We start from the raw sequence: 21,392 nt of genomic DNA, 5'->3' as shown, positions 1-21,392 counted from the left end.
TTATATATTTCAACTTTAAAAAATTGTTTTTTTTATTTTTAATTAACTTTTTTATTAAACTAATATTAATTCATTTATATTAAAAATACAATTAGACATGTTTTTTATCTTATTCATAAAATCTATAAAAATTCATATTAAAAATTATTTTTATCTTGAATTTATGAAAAAAATAATTAAATTAATTGTTACTTTTTAAGTAAGGAAAGGGAAAATAATGAATAAAACTCAACTAATTAACATGATTTCCAAGCAATCTAATTTATCTAAAATACAAGTTAAATCAACCTTAGAAACAATACTATCAACAATCATTGAATCTTTAAAAAAAGGAGAATCAGTACAGATTGTTGGTTTTGGTACATTTAAAGTTAATTTACGTGCATCTAGAACAGGAAGAAATCCTCAGACAGGACAAGAAATTATTATCCCTGCAACAAAAGTTCCTAGTTTTATATCTGGAAAAACACTAAAAAACGCAATAAAGTAATTTATACAATTATATTAAAAAATTAAAGGGGCATATCGCCCCTAATAAAAAATTCTATAAGAAAAATAAAAAAATAAAATATTTATTTTTCTCATATTTAGATATAAATACATTTTTATATATTGTATATTCAAACCAATTAAAAAAAGTTTTTTTATAAAAAAAGAAAAGACATTATGTTATTAAATTATTCTATAAAAAATGCTTTAATCAGCTTATCAAATAAAATGCATTTATTAAAAATCTCAAATATGTTATTAGATAAAAAAATTAATTTATTTTCTACAGGAGGAACAGCAAAAATATTAAAAAAAAATAAAATACCAGTTATAGAAGTATCAAAATATACAAATTTCCCTGAAATCATGAATGGAAGAATTAAAACATTACATCCTAAAATAATAGGTGGTATTCTAGGTAGAAGACAACAAGACGAAAAATGTATGAAATTGTATAATATACTACCTATGGATATAGTCATTGTTAACTTTTATCCATTTGATAAAGTCAGCATACAAGAAAAATATAATAGAGAAAAAATTATTGAAAATATTGATATTGGTGGTCCAACTTTAGTTCGATCTGCTGCTAAAAATTATAAAGATGTGATAATAATAGTAGATCTTTTAGATTTAGAATCAATTATTCATCTAATTAACAATAAAGCTATAAGTTTAGAAAAAAGATTTGATTTAGCTGCTAAAGCTTTTGAATATACTTCAAATTATGAAAAAGAAATTTCAAAATATTTTACAAAAAATAAAAATTTTAAATCAAAATATCAAAAAAAACTCTTTCCAGATAAAATTAAACTAAATTTTATAAAAAAACAAAATTTAAGATATGGAGAAAATCAACATCAAAAATCTTCTTTTTATATAGACAAAAAAGAATTAAAATCAGGAACGATTAGTTCATCATATCAAATACAAGGAAAAGATCTGTCTTATAATAATATATGTGATGCTGATATAGCACTAGAATGTGTAAAAGAATTTTCTCAACCAACATGTGTAATTGTTAAACATGGCAATCCTTGTGGAGTTGCTGAAAGTACTTCTCTTCGAGAAGCTTATTTATCTGCCTATCATGCAGACCCTATTTCAGCTTTTGGTGGAATTATTGCATTTAATACTCTATTAGACGTCGAAACAATTGAAGAAATTATTAAAAAACAATTTGTTGAAGTTATTATTGCTCCCGAAATACATCCGATAAGTTTAAAAATACTACAAAATAAAAAAAATATACGTGTTCTTATTTGTGGAAAATTTAAAGATAACAAAAAGGGATTAGATTTTAAACGAGTAACGAATGGATTGCTCCTACAAGAATATAATAGAGATAAATTAGATGTAAATAAACTTCATGTTGTTACAAAACGTTTACCTACTAAAACAGAATTAAAAAATGCTATTTTTTCTTGGAAAGTAGCTAAATTTGTTAAATCAAATGCCATTATCTATAGTCTTAATAAGACTACTATAGGAATAGGTTCTGGACAAACAAGTAGGATTGATGCAACTAAATTAGCTAATTTAAAAGTAAAAGACCGAAATTATTATAATACTATTGGTGCAACTATGGCTTCTGACGCTTTTTTTCCCTTTCGGGATGGTGTAGATAGCGCAGCTTTAATCGGCATTAGTTGTATTATTCAACCAGGTGGTTCTATTCGAGATAACGAAGTCATTCAATCTGCTAACGAACATAACATAACGATGATTTTTACTCATAAACGTCAATTTACGCATTAATTAAAAATTAATAAATATATTTACTCAATTAATAAAATTTTTAATTTGATTTTTTTTAATATCATTTAACTATATATTGAAAAAAATTTTTTAAATCATCATTTAGATTAATTACTTTTAATAAAAAAATCTAAAAGATGATTTAATTTTGAATTTATTAACTAATTTTATAAAAAACTAATCTTTTTTTATAAATTATTTTATATTTTATTTCTCATTTTTTTCGCAGCATAAATCATGTTTTTTAATGCTAATATAGTTTCATTCCAATTCCTAGTTTTCAAACCACAGTCTGGATTTACCCAAATACGATCTATAGGAATATAATTTATTGCTTTACTTAATAAAAAAATTATTGATTGAACATTAGGTATATTTGAAGAATGAATATCGTATACTCCAGGACCCACTTCATTCGGATATTTAAATAATTTAAATGATTCCAGTAACTCCATATCTGAACGAGCAGTTTCAATTGTAATTACGTCTGCATCTAATGCAGAAATGGAATTCATAATATCATTAAATTCGCAATAACACATATGCGTATGAATCTGTGTACTATTTTTTACACCTGAAGCACTTAAACGAAATGCATCAACTGCCCAACATAAATATTCATTCCATAAACTTTTTCGTAAAGGTAAACCTTCTCGTAATGCAGGTTCATCAATTTGAATAATTTCTATTTTTTCTTTTTCTAAATCTAAGACCTCATCATGTAATGCTAATGCAATTTGTTTAGCAATTTTTTCTAATGAAATATCCTCTCTAGGAAAAGACCAAAACAAAATAGTTACAGGTCCTGTTAACATGCCTTTTACTGGTTTTTTTGTTAAAGATTGTGCATATTTAGACCATTTTACAGTTATTGGTTTAAGACGACTAATATCACCAATAATAATAGGAGGTTTAACACAACGTGAACCATAACTTTGAACCCAACCATTCTCCGTAAACACAAATCCATCTAAATGTTCACCAAAATATTCAACCATATCGTTTCTTTCTGCTTCTCCATGCACTAAAACATCTATGTCTAATTCTTCTTGTACTTTTATGACTTCCTGAATATGTTTTTTTATTCCTATTTCATATGCACTATAATTTATTAATCCTTTTTTGTAATCGCTTCGTAATTTTCTTATTTCAATTGTTTGCGGAAAAGAACCAATAGTAGTTGTTGGAAAAATTGGTAAATTAAATTTCTTTTTTTGTTCTTGAGAACGTACTTCATAGCAATCTAAACGTTTAAATTTAATATTTAAGACATCAGATAAACGTTTTTCTACTTCAATTTTGTGTACTCTTTTGGAAAAATTACGATCATGAATAGGTGCAGACCATTCTTTAATAAAATCTATATTATTTGTATTCAAAGCTTGTGATAATAAACTTAATTCACTGCATTTTTGTACAGCAAAAGAAAACCATTTTTTAGATTCTTGATCCAATTTATTTTCTTTTTTTAAATCAATTGGAGAATGCAATAAAGAGCAAGATGAACCAATTAATAATTTTTTTCGAAAACCTGTAATAGTAGAAATATTTTTAAACCAATACATCAGATCAGATCGCCATACATTTCGACCATTAATCACTCCTAAAGACAACATCCATTCTTTAGGTATTTTAGAATTAAAATTAAATAAGTCATATTTTCCAAAAATTAAATCAATATGAATACCGTAAATAGGTATATTACGAATGTACTCTAAATTATGTTCAATACTATCAAAATAAGTTGTTAATAATATTTTATTTTTTCCATGTAAATATTCATACGCATATAAATATGCCTTTTTCCATTTTTCCGGAAGATCTAATACTAAGGCTGGTTCATCAACTTGAATAAATTCAACATTGCGTTGAGATAATTTATTTAAAATATCTTTATATATTGGTAATATAGTTTTAAGTAAATCTAATCGATCAAACTTTTCTCCTTTTACTTTTCCTAACCAAAGATATGTAATAGGACCTAAAATAACAGGTTTTACTTTGTATCCTAAAGATAAAGCTTCATCAGTTTCGTGTAAAATTTGTTTCCAAAAAAAATTTAATTTTCTATTTTTATCAAATTCTGGCACTATATAATGATAATTAGTATTAAACCATTTAGTCATTTCTGAAGCAGAAATATCTGGAAACGCACCACGAGCAACGCGAAATAAACAATCTAAATCTTTTTCTTTATTCAAATTAAGATGTCTATCAGGAATGTTACCCAACATCATACTGGTAGTTAATACATGATCATACCAGGCAAAATCTCCTACAGGTATATAATCAATTCCAGCATCTTTTTGCTTCTTCCAATTCCCCCTTCGTATTTTTGATCCTACAGATAACAAATTTTCATATGTAATATTACCAGACCAATAATCTTCTTGAGCTTTTTTGAGTTCACGATTTAAACCTATTCTTGGAAATCCAAGTGTATGATTAGAAATAAGCATTTTTTCCTCAATTTTTTAAATTAATTACTAATAAATTTTTATATATTGATTTATTTAAAATAGATATCTTATAATTCTAGTATTAAATAAAATTCGCAAGCGCAAATAGTTAATTCTCGATATGAAGGAATCTCATGATCGAAATCAAACATCTTCGAACACTACAAGCTTTAAAAAATAGCGGTTCATTAAGTGGAGCAGCAATTCAATTGCACCAAACGCAATCAGCAATTTCTCACCAATTCAATGAGCTAGAAAAAAAACTAGGATTTAAATTGTTTATTAGAAAAAGCAATCCTATAAAATTTACAATACAAGGTGCAATTCTACTGCAGTTATCAAAAGAAATATTACCAAAAATTCATGAAGCAATTAAAAATTGTAAAAAAAATCATCAAATGAATATTAAACTAGCTATTGAATGTCACAGTTGTATTCAATGGTTAACACCAGCACTTAAAACATTTCGAAAAAAGTGGCCAAGAGTGGAAGTTGATTTTTATTCAGATGTCATGTTTAGTCCTCAACCGTCTCTTCAACAAGGAAAATTAGATATTGTATTAACTTCAGAAGTGTTACCAAGAAGTAATTTATTTTATATGCCTATGTTTGATTTTGAAGTACGTTTAGTACTATCTCCTCATCATAATTTAGTTCAAAAAAAACAAAGTATTTTACCAGAAGATTTAGCATCAGAAATACTAATGACATATCCTGTTCAGCGTGATAGATTAGATATATGGAAACTATTTTTACAACCAGCTGGTATTATACCTATTTTTAAAAATGTTAATAATACATTACTTTTAATTCAAATGGTATCAGCACAAATGGGCGTTACTGCATTACCACATTGGGTTGTATACAATTTTGAAAAACAAGGATTAATTGTAACAAAAAAATTAGGAAATGGAATTTGGAAACGTTTATATGCTGCTATACGTAATGGCGATCAGAAAGAATTAATTATAAAAAATTTTATTCATTCTATATGTTTAAACGCCGCTACTCATTTAAAGTTTATTCGTGATGCATGAAAACCGCAATTTTTTTAAAAAATTTTCGTCCTAAAAATCGTTAAAGGCTTTAATTTTTTTGTATAAATTTATTGTTTAGAAAAACTGCAACACCATCATATTTATTACTTCCAATAATTTCAGCAGATGCTAAAATTTTTTTTAAACGAACATCTCCATTCTGCATAATGCATGCCTTACCAGAAATACTCAGCATATCTAAATCATTCATTCCATCACCAAAAGTGATGAATTCTTTCAAAGGAATACCCAGAATATTAGATATTAAATTTAGTCCATATCCTTTTGAAACTTCTTTGGACACTACTTCTAAACAACCTGGCATAGAAAAGCTTACATTAACGCTATTTTTTAAAGTAGAAATAATTTCTTTTTCAAGGAATTTTAATTTATTAAAGTTAAAACTTGTAAAAAAAATTTTACTAACTTTATTAAAATTAAACTTATCTGGAAAAAAATATTTATATTTTAATAATGATAAGGTCGGAGAAAAATTATTGTCTATTTTATTATTATTTATATACCATTGATTATTCCGATATACTTGAGTAATAATATCTGTATCTAGATACCTTATTCTAGACAATTTTAAAGCAATTTTCGGATTTAAATTATTTTCAAAAATTAATACATTATCTACATCATATATTTTAGCACCATTAGAAGTAATCATAAAAGCTTTAATATTTAAATTATCTCGAATATTTATCATATCAATATAATGACGACCTGAAGCAAAAATAAAATAAAATCCTTTTTCTATTAATAATTTTATGATTTTTTTAGTATATTTTGTTATTTTATTTTCTGGAGAAAGTAAAGTACCATCTAAATCTACTGTAATAACTCGATACATAAAAAACCTCAATAAAAAAATATATATTTTTAATATATACAAAATATATTACAAATATAAAAATAAGTTAAAGATATATTTTTTTGTAAAACCAATCTAAACTTTCATCTAAAATAAAAATTGAAATTAAAATAATATTGTAAAATTCTTTAAAAAATAGAATCTTAAAAATTATAAGAAAGGGTATATTCATGTTAAAAAAAGAAATAAATATAGTTATCCTTGCAGCTGGAAAAGGTAGCAGAATGAAATCTAATTATCCTAAAGTATTGCATAAACTAGGTGGAAAAACAATTTTGGAACATGTTATAAAAACAGCGAAATCTATTAAACCTAATAAAATAATATTAGTTTATAAAGATCAAGAAAAAAAAATATTATCTATAATTAATAATGAATATGTCCAAGGGGTAATCCAAAAAGAGCCAAAAGGGACAGGGGACGCAATACTAAAAGCATCAAAATACTTTTCAGATAACGATGATATAATTATTCTATATGGAGATATGCCATTTATTTCAGAAAAATCAATAAAAAAATTAATAAAATACAAAAAAAAATCTCATATTACCCTATTAACTGCACAAATTGAAAATCCTGATGGATATGGACGAATTTTTAGAAAAAATAAAAAAATTATTAAAATAATAGAAGATCAACACGCAAATGCAGATCAAAAAAAAATAAAAGAAGTATACTCTGGTACATTTATAGCAAATGCAAAAGATTTAAAAGGATGGTTAAATAAAGTTCAAAATAAAAATATCAAAAAAGAATTTTATGCAACTGATATTATTCATTTTGCTTATTTAGAAAAAAAAATAATTAAAACAATACAAACTTCAAATTACGAAGAAATATTAGGCATAAATAATAAATTACAATTATCTATATTAGAAAAAATATTTCAAAAAAAACAAATTGATGATTTGCTTCTTTCAGGTGTAACATTAAAAGACCCATATCATTTTATTTTAAGAGGAGTCTTAAAGCATGGAAAAAATGTAGAAATAGACACTGGTGTCGTATTAGAAGGAAAAATTGTTTTAGGAAATGATGTAAAAATTGGAGCTGGATCTGTGATTAAAAATAGCTTTATTGGCAATAAAAGTGAAATAAAAGAATATACAATTATAGAAAACGTCACAGTAGGAAAAAAATGTATTGTAGGTCCTTTTGCTCATTTAAGACCTAAAACTATATTATACGATCACATTCACATAGGCAACTTTGTTGAAATTAAAGAAAGTAGTATAAAAAAATTATCTAAAATTAAACATCTTAGTTATTTAGGAAATTCTGAAGTTGGCGCTCGAGTGAATATTGGAGCAGGTAGCATTACATGCAATTATGATGGTGTAAATAAATTCAAAACTATTATTGGAGATAACGTTTTTATAGGTGCAAATACAGAACTAATTGCGCCCATTAAAATTGCAAAAAACACAATTATTGCTGCAGGAACAACTTTAATACACGATGTTGATACACCATGTTTGGTTTATAATAATAAAGAAGAAAAAAAAAAATTGATACATCCTAAAAAATGATAAAAAATTAATCGATAAAATAAAACGATTAATGCAAAAAATATTATTAAAAACTATTTCATAAAATTAAAAAGGTACGTTTCTATGTGTGGTATTGTTGCTGCAGTAACAGAACGAAATATAACTGATTTTCTTCTCGAAAGCATTAAAAGATTAGAATACAGAGGATACGATTCTTCAGGATTAGCTATAATAAATCAAAAAAAAAATATTATTCGAATCCGATGTATAGGAAAAGTAAACGAACTTTCAAAAAAAGTAAAACAAAAAAAAATATTTGGGAAAATTGGTATTGCTCATACTAGATGGGCTACTCACGGTAAAGTTTCAGAAGAAAATGCACATCCTCATATTTCTTCAAATATTGTTATAGTTCATAACGGTATTATTGAAAATAGTCTAAAACTACGTAGTTTTTTAGAAAAAAAAGGTTATATATTTCATTCCGATACTGATACTGAAGTCATTGCTCACTTATTACACTGGGAACAAACTAAAACAGGAAAATCTCTTATAGAAGTAATACAAAACAGTAAAAATAGGCTACATGGTAGTTACAGCATGGTTATTATGGATGCATATAATTCATCAAAATTAATAGCAGTACGTTCTGGAAGTCCGCTAGTTATTGGATTAGGTCAAAAAGAAAATTTTATAGCTTCTGATCAAATTGCGCTATTAAATATTACAAAAAGATTAATATATTTAAAAGAAGGAGATATTGCTATTATTCATAGCAAAAATATTAAAATTTTTAATAAACATGGTTTTATAAAAAAAAGAAAAGAAATAATATCAAATGTAAAATATAAAACAATAGGTAAAGGTAAATATAAATATTATATGGAAAAAGAAATATACGAACAACCTTCTTCTATTCGTCATGCTTTGCATCATCGTATAAAAAAAGATAAAATAAATTTTTCTGAATTAGGATATAGAGCAAAAAAAATATTTTTAAATATAGAGCATATTCAAATAGTAGCATGTGGAACTTCCTATCACGCTGCAATGGTATCTAAACATTGGTTTGAGTCACTTGCTAGTATTCCGTGTGACGTTGAAGTTGCTTCTGAATTTTCTTCACGAAAATTAGCTGTTAGAAAAAAAAGTTTTTTTATTACTTTATCACAATCTGGTGAAACAGCTGATACCTTAGAGGCACTGAGAATATCAAAAAAATTAGGATATTTAGGAAATTTAACAATATGTAATATGAAAGGTTCTTCTTTAGTTCAAGAATCTGATTTTTATTTACTCACTAAAGCAGGGATAGAAATAGGTGTAGCATCTACAAAATCTTTTACCACACAATTAACTGTTTTATTAATGTTAGTAGCAAAAATAACAAAATTAAAACAAAAAAAAAGTAACATTGAAAAAAAAATAGCTAATATATTAACTACTTTACCTTTTAGAATTGAAGAAATTTTAAAAAAAAACAATATAATTAAAACTATATCGCATCAATTATGTAATAAAAATAACATTTTATTTCTTGGTCGAGGAGACCAATACCCTATTGCTATGGAAGGTGCTTTAAAATTAAAAGAAATTTCTTATATTCATGCTGAAGCTTATCCATCAGGAGAGCTCAAACACGGTCCACTAGCACTAATTGATAAAAATATACCAGTTATTATTACTGCACCAAAAAACTCATTGCTTGAAAAAACAAAAAAAAATATTAAAGAAATATCTGCAAGAGGTGGTATAATTTATGTTTTTTCAGACCAAGAAATAGATTTAGAAGAAAATATGACTGTTATAAAAATTCCATATGTAGAAGAAATAATAGCGCCTATTTTATATATAATTCCATTACAATTACTTGCTTATTATATCGGATTACGTAAGGGAAAAAACATTGATCAACCAAGAAATCTTGCAAAATCAGTTACAGTAGAATAAAAAATTGATCGATATTTATATTAAAAATACAATTTTTTTAAAAAAGAGTATGAGTTCTCAGTTAAAAAAAAATTTAATCTCATACTCTATATAAATATTCGTTGAACGTTAAAAAAATTAATAAATTTTTAGTTTTATTTTATTAAATTGATTAAATAAAAAAACTAATTTTCTATAGCTATTTTTAATTTTTTCATAGCATTTTGTTCTAATTGCCGAACACGTTCAGCAGAAATACCATAATCATTTGCTATTTTTTGTAAAGTACTCTTTTTTTTATTATCTAACCAACGTGCGCGAATAATATTTCGACTGCGTTCATCTAATTTTAATAAAGCACTACTTAATTTATCGGTAGCATGTTTATCCCAGTTATCTTGTTCAAGTCCATTAGCAAAATTAGAAGTTTTATCTTGTAAATAAAGCATATTATTATTTATTTTCCCATCTTTTACATCCTCTTCTGGAAATGCATTAAAAGTAATATCTTGAGCTGACATTCTGGATTCCATTTCTCTTACATCTTCATTGCTTACACCTAATTCCCGAGCTACTATTTCAATTTCTTCTTCATTAAACCAACCTAATCTTTTTTTGCTTTTTCTTAAATTAAAAAATAATTTTCTTTGAGACTTAGTAGTAGCTACTTTAACAATTCTCCAATTACGTAATACATATTCATGTATTTCTGATTTAATCCAATGAACAGCAAAAGAAACAAGACGCACTCCTATCTCTGGATTAAATCTTCGCACTGCTTTCATTAAACCAATATTACCTTCTTGTATTAAGTCAGCTTGAAGTAAACCGTATCCTGAATAATGGCGAGAAATATGAATAACAAAACGAAGATGAGAAAGAATTAAAGTTTTCGCAGCATCTAAATCACCGTGATAACGCAAACGTTTAGCTAATGAATTTTCTTCTTTAATAGATAACATGGGCCATAAATTAGCTATTCTAATATAAGCATCTAAATTACCTAGTGCTGTTACAGACAACATCTGTACTTTACTAATCATTGTAATTCCCGCGCATTAAAAAATATATTTAATATGTATAAATATGTGGGACTGTTTTATCATACTGTAATTAAAAATTAAAATCAAAATTTTATAAAAATACTATTCGTAGAAAAATATTGCTTAATAAATTATCTTTGAAAGATAGAATGAATAAAATCTTTACTATTAAACACAACTAAATCATCTGTTTTTTCACCGATACCAATGTAACGAATAGGAATTAAAAATTGATCAGCTAATGAAAAAATAACTCCACCTTTTGCCGTTCCATCTAATTTAGTAATAATCAATCCTGTAATTCCTATTTCTTGGTGAAATGTTTCTGTCTGTTTAACTATATTTTGCCCATTACAAGCATCAAGAACTAATATAATTTCGTGGGGATAAGACAAATTTATTTTTTTTATAACTCTAATTATTTTTTTTAATTCTCCTAATAAATGCAATTTATTATGTAATCTTCCAGCAGTATCAATAATTAAAACATCTATTTTTTTTGAAATAGCAGATTTTACGGCATCAAATGCTACTGCAGCGGGATCTGCACCAAAAGATTGAGATATAACAGGAGTATTGATTAACTTTCCTAATTTTTGTAGTTGCTCTATGCCAGCTGCCCGAAACGTGTCTGCTGCTGCCAGCATAACAGATTTTCCTTCTAATTTATATTTTTTCGCCAATTTAGACACTGTTGTAGTTTTTCCTGTACCATTAATTCCTATTATTAAAATAACAAAAGGGACTTGATGAGATATTTCTAGAGGAATTTCTACTTTTTTTAAAATAGAGTGCATTCTATCTTTTAAAATAGAATATACTTTTTCAGTATTTTTTAGTTCTTTGCGACTTGTATCATTAATTAATTTTTTAATAATTTTATCTGTAGTATTAATTCCAATATCAGATAAAATCATAGTTTCTTCTAATTCTTCGAAAAGAGTATCATCTATTTTTTTTGATGAAAAAATATTATTAATGCCATCACCAAAAAATTTTTTAGTTTTATTTAATCCTTTCTTTAATTTAAAAAGAAAAGTTGCTTTTTTATTAAATACATTTTTGTAATTTTTAACATTACTTGTTTCATTTGTTATTAATTTATCTTCATTTTTGTCTTTTTTACTTTCCATGTGTATTTTAGAATTAATCCAAGAAAAAAAACCATTTTTTTTATTACTACTCACTTTAATACTCCTATATTTAAATAAACAATAATTGTTTTATTTTAAAATTAAGAAATAAAAATATTTATTTAAACTTTATTTAATAATAAAATAAATTATATTAATAACATAAAAAATCTAATAAAATGTATAATTATTTTTTTAAAAAAAATGGGAAAATTTATATTATTTCTGGAAAATTTAAGGGAAAAAAAATATTAATTAAAAATAATCCTAATATACGACCAACAACTAATCGAATAAGAGAAACATTGTTCAATTGGTTATCTAAATATATTGTAAATTCTCGTTGTTTAGATTGTTTTTCAGGTAGCGGTGCACTAGGAATAGAAGCTATATCTAGATATGCAAAATTTGTAACTTTATTAGAATTAGAAAAAAAAACAATATTTTCCTTAAAAAAAAATATTAAAAATTTAAATATATCAAATTTAGAATTAATACATACTAATACTATTGATTGGCTCAAAAAAAAAAAAAACCATATGATATAATATTTATTGATCCACCATATAATCAAAAATTAGTTGATCAAACAATTTTTCTATTAGAAAAAAATAAATTTATAAAAAATAAATCATTAATTTATATAGAAATGAAAAAAGAAAATATTTTTTCTGCACCGAAAAATTGGATCTTACATAAAAAAAAAACCACATCTAAAATAGCGTGTTATCTTTATATTGTCTATCTATAAAAAAAATAAATTATTATAGGATAATTAAAAATTTATGAAAATTTTATTTTCTAAAAATATAACTCTTAACGCATTTTGTCAAAATCCTATGCAAATAATAAAATCAAAAAAAAATAACATTATATCTATATCAAAAAATAAAAAAATTTTATTCTATGTAATCAATCCTGATTTTTTAAAAAAATTATTTGATATTGAAAAATATAATTTACAAAATAAAATAACAGAAACAGAAAAAAAAATTATTAAAAAATTTTCAATGCATTCTAATTGGAAACCAGATGCAGATTTTATTAAAAAATCCGCACTATGGGGTATATCATTAGACAAAGAAATTTCACAGTTCGAACTTGCATCTTTTATTTCTTACTGGGAAGCAGAAGGCTGTTTTTTTCATCATATACAATGGCAACAAAAACTGGCTAGAAGTTTAGAACGCAGTCGTTCTATAAATATAATTAAACAAAAAAATGATATTACTTACATACCGATACCTGATCAAAAAATACCCGAAGGATTTAGAGGTAAATAATGACATTTTATACTGAATTTTTTAAACGTCTTCAACGACTTATGCCTAATAAAATACAACCAAAATTTGAAAATGATCAAGACTTATTAGCCTGGAATCAAGAACAAGGAAGATTATCTTCTGAATCGATATTACGCGAAAATAAAGCTATGAAGATGCAGCGGGTTCTAGGAAGATCAGGAATACGTGAATTGTATATGAATTGTTCGTTTGAAAACTATAAAATTGAGCATGAAGGACAGCAAAAAGTTCTTAAAGCAGCAAAACGTTATGCCGAAGAATTTCATGAAAATATCGCTAGTTTTATTTTCTCAGGGAGACCAGGAACTGGAAAGAATCATTTAGCATCAGCTATAGGTAACTATTTAATTCTACATGGAAAAAGCATTTTAATTGTAACCGTTGCAGATTTAATGTCTAATATGAAAGGTACATTTAGCGGTACTAGTAATATTACTGAGGAAAAATTATTACATAATCTCAGTAGCGTAGATTTATTAATGATTGATGAAATTGGTATGCAAACTGAATCACGTTATGAAAAAGTTATCATTAATCAAATAGTAGATAGAAGATCATCTTCTAAACGTTCTACTGGTATGCTGTCTAATTTAGATCATAAAGGTATGAAAAACTTACTAGGAGAAAGAGTTATTGATAGAATGCGTTTAGGTAATAGCTTATGGTTAACTTTTGAATGGGATAGTTATAGGAAATATGTAAAAGGCAATGAATATTAATTACTTTTTAAAGAAAAACTATTTAATTCTAGATACATACTCACCAGATCTAGTATCTACTTTAATTAAAGACCCAACTTGTACAAACAACGGTACTTTGAGAATTGCTCCTGTACTTAATATAGCTAATTTACTACTAGAGTTAATCGTATCGCTTTTTGATGATGTTTCTGTCTCAACAACTTTTAATTCAACAAAAATATTTGGTGTAATAGAAATTGGTTGATTATCCCAAAAAGTAATTGTACACGTATCTTGTTCCAATAACCATTTTTTATTAACACCAACAATTTTTTTATCTACTGATAATTCTTCAAAGGTGTTGTTTTTAATAAAATACCAAAAATAACTATCATTATATAAATAAGAAAAAGTATACTCTGAAATATCAGCTATTTCTAAAGAATGTGTAGATTTAAATGTTTTTTCTATTAGCTGTTTTGTTAATAATTTTCTTAATTTAACACGAACAAAAGCTTGACCTTTACCAGGTTTAACAAACTCACTAGATTCTATTAAATAAGGTTCTTTTTCAAAAATAATTTTATGACCTGAACGAAAATTATTACTATTATATAATTTCACAATAAACTCCATATTTTAAATACATTTATAAAAATTTAAATATATTAAAAAATAAATTGTTTATTTTTTTAAAAAAATTTTATTAACAATTAAAAGATTTATTTAATATGAAAAAATAAATAATATATTTTTTAATAAAATTAAAAATCTTTCCCCAGAAAATACATCTGAGGAAGGATATCTTTAAATTAATTAAAAAAATTATTAACTAAAAATCTTACATCATTCCGCCCATACCACCCATTCCTCCAGCAGGAGATGGATTAATATCAGAAGATTTATCTTCTTTTGGTAAATCAGTTACCATACATTCTGTTGTAATCATTAGTCCAGCAACAGAAGCAGCATATTGTAATGCCGATCTAGTCACTTTAGTAGGATCTAGTATACCAAAATCAATCATGTCGCCATATTCATCAGTAGCAGCATTGTAACCATAGTTACCTTTTCCATCTTTTACATTATTAGTAACTACAGAAGGCTCTTCGCCAGAATTTGAAACAATTTGACGTAATGGAGCTTCCATAGCACGAAGCGCTACTCTAATTCCAACATTTTGATCTTCATTATGACCATGTAAATTAGATATTTTTCCAGCTACACGAACTAATGCAACACCTCCACCAGGAACCACACCTTCTTCTACTGCAGCACGAGTAGCATGAAGAGCATCTTCTACACGAGCTTTTTTCTCTTTCATTTCGACTTCAGTCGCCGCACCTACTTTAAGAACCGCGACACCTCCTGATAATTTAGCTAAACGTTCATTTAACTTTTCTTTATCATAGTCAGAAGTAGCTTCTTGAATTTCTTGACGAATTTGACTAATACGACTTTGAATGGCATGTTTTTCTCCAATACCACCAATGATAGTTGTAGTATCTTTATTAATTACAACTCTCTTTGCTTGTCCTAAATCTTCTAAAGTAGATTTTTCTAAATCCATAGCTAATTCTTCAGATATTACAGAACCACCAGTTAATATAGAAATATCTTGCAACATTGCTTTACGTCTATCACCAAATCCTGGAGCTTTAACAGCAGCAACTTTAACTATACCACGCATAGAATTTACTACTAAGGTAGCTAAAGCTTCTCCTTCTAAATCTTCTGAAATTATTAATAATGGCTTTCCAGATTTCGCTACAGATTCTAATATTGGTAGCATTTCACGAACATTAGATATTTTTTTATCAGCCATTAAAATATATGGATTTTCTAATTCAACGATACCTGATTCGGGCTTGTTAATAAAATATGGAGACAAATAACCTCGATCGAATTGCATGCCTTTTACAACTTCAAGTTCGTTTTGAAGACCTGTTCCTTCCTCTACTGTAATAACACCATCATTTCCAACTTTTTCCATTGCTTCCGCAATCAAGGAACCAACTTTCTCATCTGCATTTGCAGAAATTGTCCCTACTTGAGTAATAGCTTTAGAGTCTGAACATGGTACAGATAAATTTTTTAATTCTTCAACTGCACTAATAACAGCTTTATCGATACCGCGTTTTAAATCCATAGGATTCATTCCAGCTGCTACGGCTTTTAGACCTTCATTTACTATAGACTGTGCTAATAAAGTGGCTGTAGTGGTACCATCTCCTGCAGCATCATTTGCTTTTGATGCTACTTCTTTTACCATTTGTGCTCCCATATTTTCGAATTTATCTTCTAATTCGATTTCGCGAGCTACGGATACACCATCTTTAGTAATACTAGGTGCGCCAAAAGATTTATCTAAAACTACATTTCTACCTTTTGGTCCTAAAGTCACCTTAACTGCATCTGCTAATACATTTACTCCACGAAGCATTTTAATTCGAGCTTCATTACCAAATTTTACATCTTTAGCGGCCATTTTGACATTTCCTTAAATATATTGTTTTTATTGATATAGCAATGTATTTTATTTTACTAATTTAGTTTACTATTCAACAACTGCTAAAATGTCACTTTCAGTTAAAATTAATAGTTCTTCATTATCAATTTTTTCTGTTTTTGCACCATAACCTTCATTAAAGATTACTACATCACCAACTTTAACATCTAATGGTTTAATTTCACCATTATCTAGCACGCGGCCATTACCAACTGCCGTGACTGTTCCACGAGTAGATTTTCCCGCAGCAGAACCTGTAAGAACAATTCCACCTGCTGATTTTAATTCTGCTTCTTGACGCTTTACAAGCACACGATCATGCAATGGACGAATTTTCATATAACAATACTCCTAAGAATAATCCTGCTTAATGATATTATATTTTTTTAAAATTGAATATTTTTTCTATATATTTAAATATAGGGATGTTTATTAAAACTTTCAAGGGTAAAAATTTTTTTTTTATTTTTAATCAAAAATTAAAAAAATAAATTACTTGAACTAAAAGTATTCTTACAAAAAAAGATTGACAAAGTTTCATCTTTGATGATTTAATGTAGAAAATTGCCCGGATAGCTCAGTCGGTAGAGCAGGGGACTGAAAATCCCCGTGTCGGTGGTTCAATTCCGCCTCCGGGCAATAAATTTTTATTTACCTATACAAAAAGTAGAAAAAATACGTTTTAACAAAGCATTAGAAGTAAACTTTCCTGTTATTTCTCCTAATAATTGACTAATTATATTCAATGATTCGGCCAAAAGTTCAATATTTTGATATTTTAACCAATTCTCTTTAGCTTTTACAAATTCGGAATATGACAAATCAATTTGATGTATATGACGTCTTCTAGCAATAAAACTACCTGTTTGAATTTTTTTTCTTTCTATATTAGCGAGATATTTTTTTAAAGTATCTATTCCATGACCTGTAAGTGCAGAAATACTAATAAAAACAAAATCTTCTATTTTTTTTATTCCATAAGCATCTTTTAATAAATCATTTTTATTTAAAATAAAGGTTACATTTTTTGTATCAAAATCAGAAATTTCTTTTAAAAATAAAGTAGCTATTTCTTTTTGTTTTTTTAAACCTGTTGTTTTATCCATAACATAAAGAATGTGATCAGCTTCCTTAATAGTTTTCCAGGTTCGTTGAATTCCAATTTTTTCAATTTCATCGTGTGTATCACGTAAACCTGCAGTATCAGAAATTTCGTATAAAACTCCAAAAATATTAATATTATCGAAAATAATATCTCTTGTTGTACCAGGAAACTTTGTCACTATTGCTCTTTCACGAAGTGATAAAGTATTTAATAAACTAGATTTTCCAGCATTTGGTGGACCAACTATGGCTATTTTTTTTGCTTCTCGTATTATACTACCTTCTAAAACTATATTTTTTATCTTTAAAAATTTATTATGTAACTTATTTAAATTCAAAATAATCAATTCATTAGAATCAAAATCGATATCTTCTTCTGAAAAATCAATATGCGACTCTATATTCACACGAATTTCAATTAATTTTTCTAATAATTCACGAATATAAATTGAAAAATATCCATTTAAAGAGTTTAGAGAAGCACGTGCAACAGATTTTGTTTCTGCATTAATTAAGTCATCTATTGCTTCTGCTTGAATTAAATCTATTTTTCCATTTAAAAACGCACGTTGACAAAATTCACCCGGTTGGGCTATTCTTATTGAAATATTCTTTATAGATAAAATTCTTTTGATAAGTAAATCTATTGTTAAAGGACTGCCATGACCCTGTAGTTCTAATATATCTTCTCCTGTAAAAGAACAAGGTGATGGAAACCATAAAGATATACCTTCATCTAAAACTTTATTATATTTGTCTAAAAATTTTGAGTAGGTTGCAAATCTTGGAATAGGAATTTTGCCTAATACTTTAATCGCCACTTGACTAGCCTGGCTTCCTGAAATTCTCAATATTCCAACGGCACTTTTTCCCGGATGAGTAATTTGAGCGATAATAGTTTCATTTAAAATCATAAAATATTTTCTTAATTTTTAAATCAATAGATAATTTTTACATTTTTTGTTTCTTTTCAAAATTAGATAAAATATATTTTTGTTGTATTATAGTAACTAAATTACTAACAATATAATATAGTACTAATCCAGAAGGAAACCATAAAAAAAATGCTGTAAAAATAATAGGCATAAAATTCATTATTTTCTTTTGAAGAGGATCTGAAATGTGGTTAGGTGATGTTTTTTGGATAAAAAACATAGTTAAACCCATAATTACTGGTAAAACATAATAAGGATCTTGATCAGATAAATCTTTAATCCAAAGAAAAAAAGGAGCATGACGTAATTCAACAGATCCAATGAGCATATAATAAAGAGACAAAAAAATAGGCATTTGAATAAAAATGGGTAAACAACCTCCTAATGGATTTATTTTTTCTTTTTTATATAAAGCCATCATTTCTTGACTCATTTTTGCTTTATCATAACCAAAATTTTTCTTTAATTCATGAATTTTTGGTTGTAACTTTCTCATTTTTGCCATAGAAACATATTGTGCTTTCGTTAATGGATATGTAATTGCTTTCATCAGAAAAGTAATGAGAACAATAGAAAATCCCCAGTTTCCTACAAAATTATGTATAATACTTAACAATTTAAACAATGGCTGGGATAAGAACCAAAGCCAACCGTAATCTACTGTTAAATCTAAATTTGGTGCTACTATTGCCATCTCTTGCTGCTTTTCAGGACCTATCCATAATTTAGATTTAATAACATATCTAGATTTTAAAGGAATATTAATTAAAGAAGATTTATATCCAATTACGGCAGCATCATTATTTACATAAGATGTATAAATTAAATTAGAACTAGAATTCACTTCAGGTATCCAAGCAACGACAAAGTACTGCTGTAGCATAGCAATCCAACCATTTTGAGTAATAATATTTAAATTTTTATTACTAGAAATATCATCAAATTTATACTTTTCGTATTTTTCGTCCATACTAGAATATGCAGCACCCCGAAAAGTTTGAAGAGCAAAATTACCACTATAAATATCACGATCCTGAGGCAATTTAATTGTTTGTTTTAATTGTCCAAAAATATTTAGTTCTATATTTTTATTACTTGTATTGTAAATATTATGTTCTATTTCTATATCATATTTTCCTGACTTGATAATAAAAATTTTTTTGTAAATTACACCATTTTTTCCAACAAAGGTAATTGGAACACGTAATTCATTTTTATTATTACTCAATTTAAAAAAATTTTTTTTTGAAAAATATAATGGTCTACTATTATTTGTTGAATTATCTGGACCATCTTTTCCAATTAATCCACTTTGTGCTTGATAAACAAAATCAGAGCGTGTTTCTAGTAATTTTAAATTTTCAGAGGAATTTAATTTATCTTTATAATTAAGTAAAATTGCCTCTTCTATATCCCCACCATACATATTGACAACTAAACGAAGTACATCACTTTCAATGGTGATTAAACTTTTGTCTTCTTTTGTCTGATTAACATGAAAAATTGAAGTAGTAGTATTATCTGTTTTATTTTTTGTTGGTAATCGGTCTTGCCATGCTTGCCATAATAAAAAAGACAGGAATAAAAAAATAAAAATAAAAAAATTACGTTGCAGTTCCATCATTAATTTTCACTTTTGTCTTTTATTTTTAAGGGTAAAAAATCCTGTCCACCTGAATGAAATGGATGACACTTTAACAAACGTAAAATAGTTAAAATTAAACCTTTAATACAACCAAATTCACGTAAAGACAAAATCATATATGTTGAGCAAGTTGGATAAAAACGACAATTTGATTTCATAAAGAAACTAATAAATTTTTGATAAATTAGTACCAAAAAAATCAAAAAAAATATAACTATCGATGATAATTTGACCATATATTCTCCAATATACTCATTATGTTCTTATTATTTAGATAAATAATGTTTTTCTTAGCTATAACAATAAAATCCATTGATATTAGTTCGTGTTGTAATAAACGAAAAGTTTCTCGAATTACTCGTTTAATTGTATTACGCTTATATGCATCTTTAATATTTTTACGAGAAACACTAAGACCTAATCTTGGATAATCTAATAAATTAAAACGTGATAATACATTTATTTGAAAAGTATTTTTTGAATAAGGATTGCTAAAAACATATTTAAAATTTTTAGACTTTAATAATCTTGATTTTTTTTTAAAAAAGTAATTCAACACTATATTTAACCTATTATTTACTAGAAATAGTTAAACGTGTTCTCAATTTAGCACGTCTGCGGGATAAAATGTAACGACCATTTTTAGTTGCCATCCGAATTCTGAATCCATGTGAACGATTACGTTTTAATATTGAAGGCTGGAAAGTACGTTTCATTTTTATATTTACCTAAATGTATTTTATTAAATATAATTAATAATATTGTTAAAAAAGAGAAAAATAAAAGATTGTTTTAAATAAAAAATATATCAAATTAAAAAAAGTTTTTTTATATTTTATGACAGCATGATAAATGTATTGTTTTAAAAAGTATTATATCTAAAAACTATTTAGATATATTAAAAAATAGTATATAAAAAATATATTACATAATTTTTACTGTACTTGATAATCTTAAATTGTATAACTTTTAATAAAAAAAAATATAATTTTTTATGTAA

General features: G+C 26.0%; 19 protein-coding genes, 1 tRNA gene and 1 pseudogene. 9 read left to right on the top strand and 12 right to left on the bottom strand.

From position 1 onward, the window contains the following. Positions 1–217: 217 nt before the first annotated feature. Together AB4W74_RS00165 and purH are read left to right on the top strand one after the other, a co-directional pair. The gene (locus AB4W74_RS00165) at positions 218–490 is read left to right on the top strand and encodes an HU family DNA-binding protein (protein ID WP_367682007.1); all 273 of its coding nucleotides are present in this window, start codon (positions 218–220) and stop codon (positions 488–490) included. Between the two features lie 176 nt (positions 491–666). Then, complete coding sequence (gene purH, locus AB4W74_RS00160) at positions 667–2,247, top strand: bifunctional phosphoribosylaminoimidazolecarboxamide formyltransferase/IMP cyclohydrolase (RefSeq protein WP_367682006.1); 1,581 nt, start codon at positions 667–669, stop codon at positions 2,245–2,247. Positions 2,248–2,447: 200 nt separating this feature from the next. Here purH and metE read toward each other — a convergent pair whose 3' ends face one another. Further along, positions 2,448–4,706, bottom strand: a complete 2,259-nt coding sequence (gene metE, locus AB4W74_RS00155; protein ID WP_367682005.1) for a 5-methyltetrahydropteroyltriglutamate--homocysteine S-methyltransferase — start codon at positions 4,704–4,706, stop codon at positions 2,448–2,450. Positions 4,707–4,840: 134 nt separating this feature from the next. Here metE and metR point away from each other — a divergent pair, with 134 nt between their 5' ends. Then, entirely contained in the window at positions 4,841–5,743 is a 903-nt protein-coding gene (gene metR, locus AB4W74_RS00150; RefSeq protein WP_367682004.1) for an HTH-type transcriptional regulator MetR, read from the top strand. 49 nt (positions 5,744–5,792) lie between these two features. Here the strand turns inward: metR and AB4W74_RS00145 are convergent, their stop codons facing one another. After that, the gene (locus AB4W74_RS00145; protein WP_367682003.1) at positions 5,793–6,599 is read right to left on the bottom strand and encodes a Cof-type HAD-IIB family hydrolase; all 807 of its coding nucleotides are present in this window, start codon (positions 6,597–6,599) and stop codon (positions 5,793–5,795) included. Between the two features lie 191 nt (positions 6,600–6,790). Between AB4W74_RS00145 and glmU the strand changes: the two genes are divergently transcribed. Continuing rightward, positions 6,791–8,149 (top strand): bifunctional UDP-N-acetylglucosamine diphosphorylase/glucosamine-1-phosphate N-acetyltransferase GlmU, encoded by a 1,359-nt coding sequence (gene glmU, locus AB4W74_RS00140; RefSeq protein WP_367682002.1) that lies wholly within the window; start codon positions 6,791–6,793, stop codon positions 8,147–8,149. 84 nt (positions 8,150–8,233) lie between these two features. Beyond that, complete coding sequence (gene glmS / locus AB4W74_RS00135; RefSeq protein WP_367682001.1) at positions 8,234–10,060, top strand: glutamine--fructose-6-phosphate transaminase (isomerizing); 1,827 nt, start codon at positions 8,234–8,236, stop codon at positions 10,058–10,060. A gap of 164 nt (positions 10,061–10,224) precedes the next feature. On the opposite strand, the gene rpoH is transcribed toward glmS, so the two are convergent. Both rpoH and ftsY read right to left on the bottom strand, forming a co-directional pair. Beyond that, positions 10,225–11,082, bottom strand: coding sequence for an RNA polymerase sigma factor RpoH (gene rpoH / locus AB4W74_RS00130; protein WP_367682000.1), 858 nt, complete (start codon positions 11,080–11,082; stop codon positions 10,225–10,227). Between the two features lie 131 nt (positions 11,083–11,213). Next, positions 11,214–12,269: a signal recognition particle-docking protein FtsY gene (gene ftsY / locus AB4W74_RS00125; protein WP_367681999.1), complete on the bottom strand. Its 1,056-nt coding sequence runs from the start codon at positions 12,267–12,269 to the stop codon at positions 11,214–11,216. Between the two features lie 125 nt (positions 12,270–12,394). Between ftsY and rsmD the strand changes: the two are divergent. The 3 genes and pseudogenes from rsmD to dnaC all read left to right on the top strand — a co-directional run bounded on the left by rsmD (position 12,395) and on the right by dnaC (position 14,238). Next, positions 12,395–12,966, top strand: a pseudogene (rsmD, locus tag AB4W74_RS00120) (16S rRNA (guanine(966)-N(2))-methyltransferase RsmD). Between the two features lie 34 nt (positions 12,967–13,000). Beyond that, entirely contained in the window at positions 13,001–13,498 is a 498-nt protein-coding gene (gene dnaT / locus AB4W74_RS00115) for a primosomal protein DnaT (protein WP_367681998.1), read from the top strand. Further along, the gene (dnaC, locus tag AB4W74_RS00110; protein WP_367681997.1) at positions 13,498–14,238 is read left to right on the top strand and encodes a DNA replication protein DnaC; all 741 of its coding nucleotides are present in this window, start codon (positions 13,498–13,500) and stop codon (positions 14,236–14,238) included. The genes dnaT and dnaC overlap by 1 nt, the downstream gene beginning before the upstream one ends. 18 nt (positions 14,239–14,256) lie before the next feature. On the opposite strand, the gene efp is transcribed toward dnaC, so the two are convergent. The 3 genes from efp to AB4W74_RS00095 form a co-directional block, all read right to left on the bottom strand. Beyond that, complete coding sequence (gene efp / locus AB4W74_RS00105; protein WP_367681996.1) at positions 14,257–14,823, bottom strand: elongation factor P; 567 nt, start codon at positions 14,821–14,823, stop codon at positions 14,257–14,259. A 217-nt stretch (positions 14,824–15,040) separates the two neighbouring features. Beyond that, positions 15,041–16,687, bottom strand: a complete 1,647-nt coding sequence (gene groL, locus AB4W74_RS00100) for a chaperonin GroEL (RefSeq protein ID WP_367681995.1) — start codon at positions 16,685–16,687, stop codon at positions 15,041–15,043. A 69-nt stretch (positions 16,688–16,756) separates the two neighbouring features. Further along, positions 16,757–17,047, bottom strand: a complete 291-nt coding sequence (locus tag AB4W74_RS00095; RefSeq protein ID WP_367681994.1) for a co-chaperone GroES — start codon at positions 17,045–17,047, stop codon at positions 16,757–16,759. A 227-nt stretch (positions 17,048–17,274) separates the two neighbouring features. On the opposite strand from AB4W74_RS00095, the gene AB4W74_RS00090 reads away from it, so the two are divergent. Further along, a tRNA-Phe gene (locus tag AB4W74_RS00090) sits at positions 17,275–17,347 on the top strand. Positions 17,348–17,355: 8 nt separating this feature from the next. Here the strand turns inward: AB4W74_RS00090 and mnmE are convergent. The 5 genes from mnmE to rpmH are packed head-to-tail and all read right to left on the bottom strand — an operon-like array spanning position 17,356 to position 21,108. Beyond that, positions 17,356–18,726, bottom strand: coding sequence for a tRNA uridine-5-carboxymethylaminomethyl(34) synthesis GTPase MnmE (mnmE, locus tag AB4W74_RS00085; protein ID WP_367681993.1), 1,371 nt, complete (start codon positions 18,724–18,726; stop codon positions 17,356–17,358). A 37-nt stretch (positions 18,727–18,763) separates the two neighbouring features. Continuing rightward, positions 18,764–20,368: a membrane protein insertase YidC gene (yidC, locus tag AB4W74_RS00080; protein ID WP_367681992.1), complete on the bottom strand. Its 1,605-nt coding sequence runs from the start codon at positions 20,366–20,368 to the stop codon at positions 18,764–18,766. Positions 20,369–20,370: 2 nt separating this feature from the next. Beyond that, a complete protein-coding gene (gene yidD / locus AB4W74_RS00075) occupies positions 20,371–20,628 on the bottom strand; it encodes a membrane protein insertion efficiency factor YidD (protein WP_367681991.1) in 258 nt (85 codons plus the stop codon). Continuing rightward, positions 20,607–20,951 carry a ribonuclease P protein component gene (gene rnpA / locus AB4W74_RS00070; protein WP_367681990.1) on the bottom strand — a complete coding sequence of 115 codons (345 nt, stop codon included), beginning with the start codon at positions 20,949–20,951 and terminating at the stop codon, positions 20,607–20,609. The genes yidD and rnpA overlap by 22 nt, the downstream gene beginning before the upstream one ends. A gap of 13 nt (positions 20,952–20,964) precedes the next feature. Then, positions 20,965–21,108, bottom strand: coding sequence for a 50S ribosomal protein L34 (rpmH, locus tag AB4W74_RS00065; protein ID WP_295163978.1), 144 nt, complete (start codon positions 21,106–21,108; stop codon positions 20,965–20,967). Between the last annotated feature and the right edge of the window lie 284 nt (positions 21,109–21,392).

Source organism: Buchnera aphidicola (Hyalopterus amygdali) (genome assembly GCF_964059015.1).
GTDB classification, from domain to species: domain Bacteria; phylum Pseudomonadota; class Gammaproteobacteria; order Enterobacterales; family Enterobacteriaceae; genus Buchnera; species Buchnera aphidicola_BN.
The sequence above is the reverse complement of the archived record's forward strand: the minus strand, read 5'-3'. Positions and strand labels throughout refer to the sequence as shown.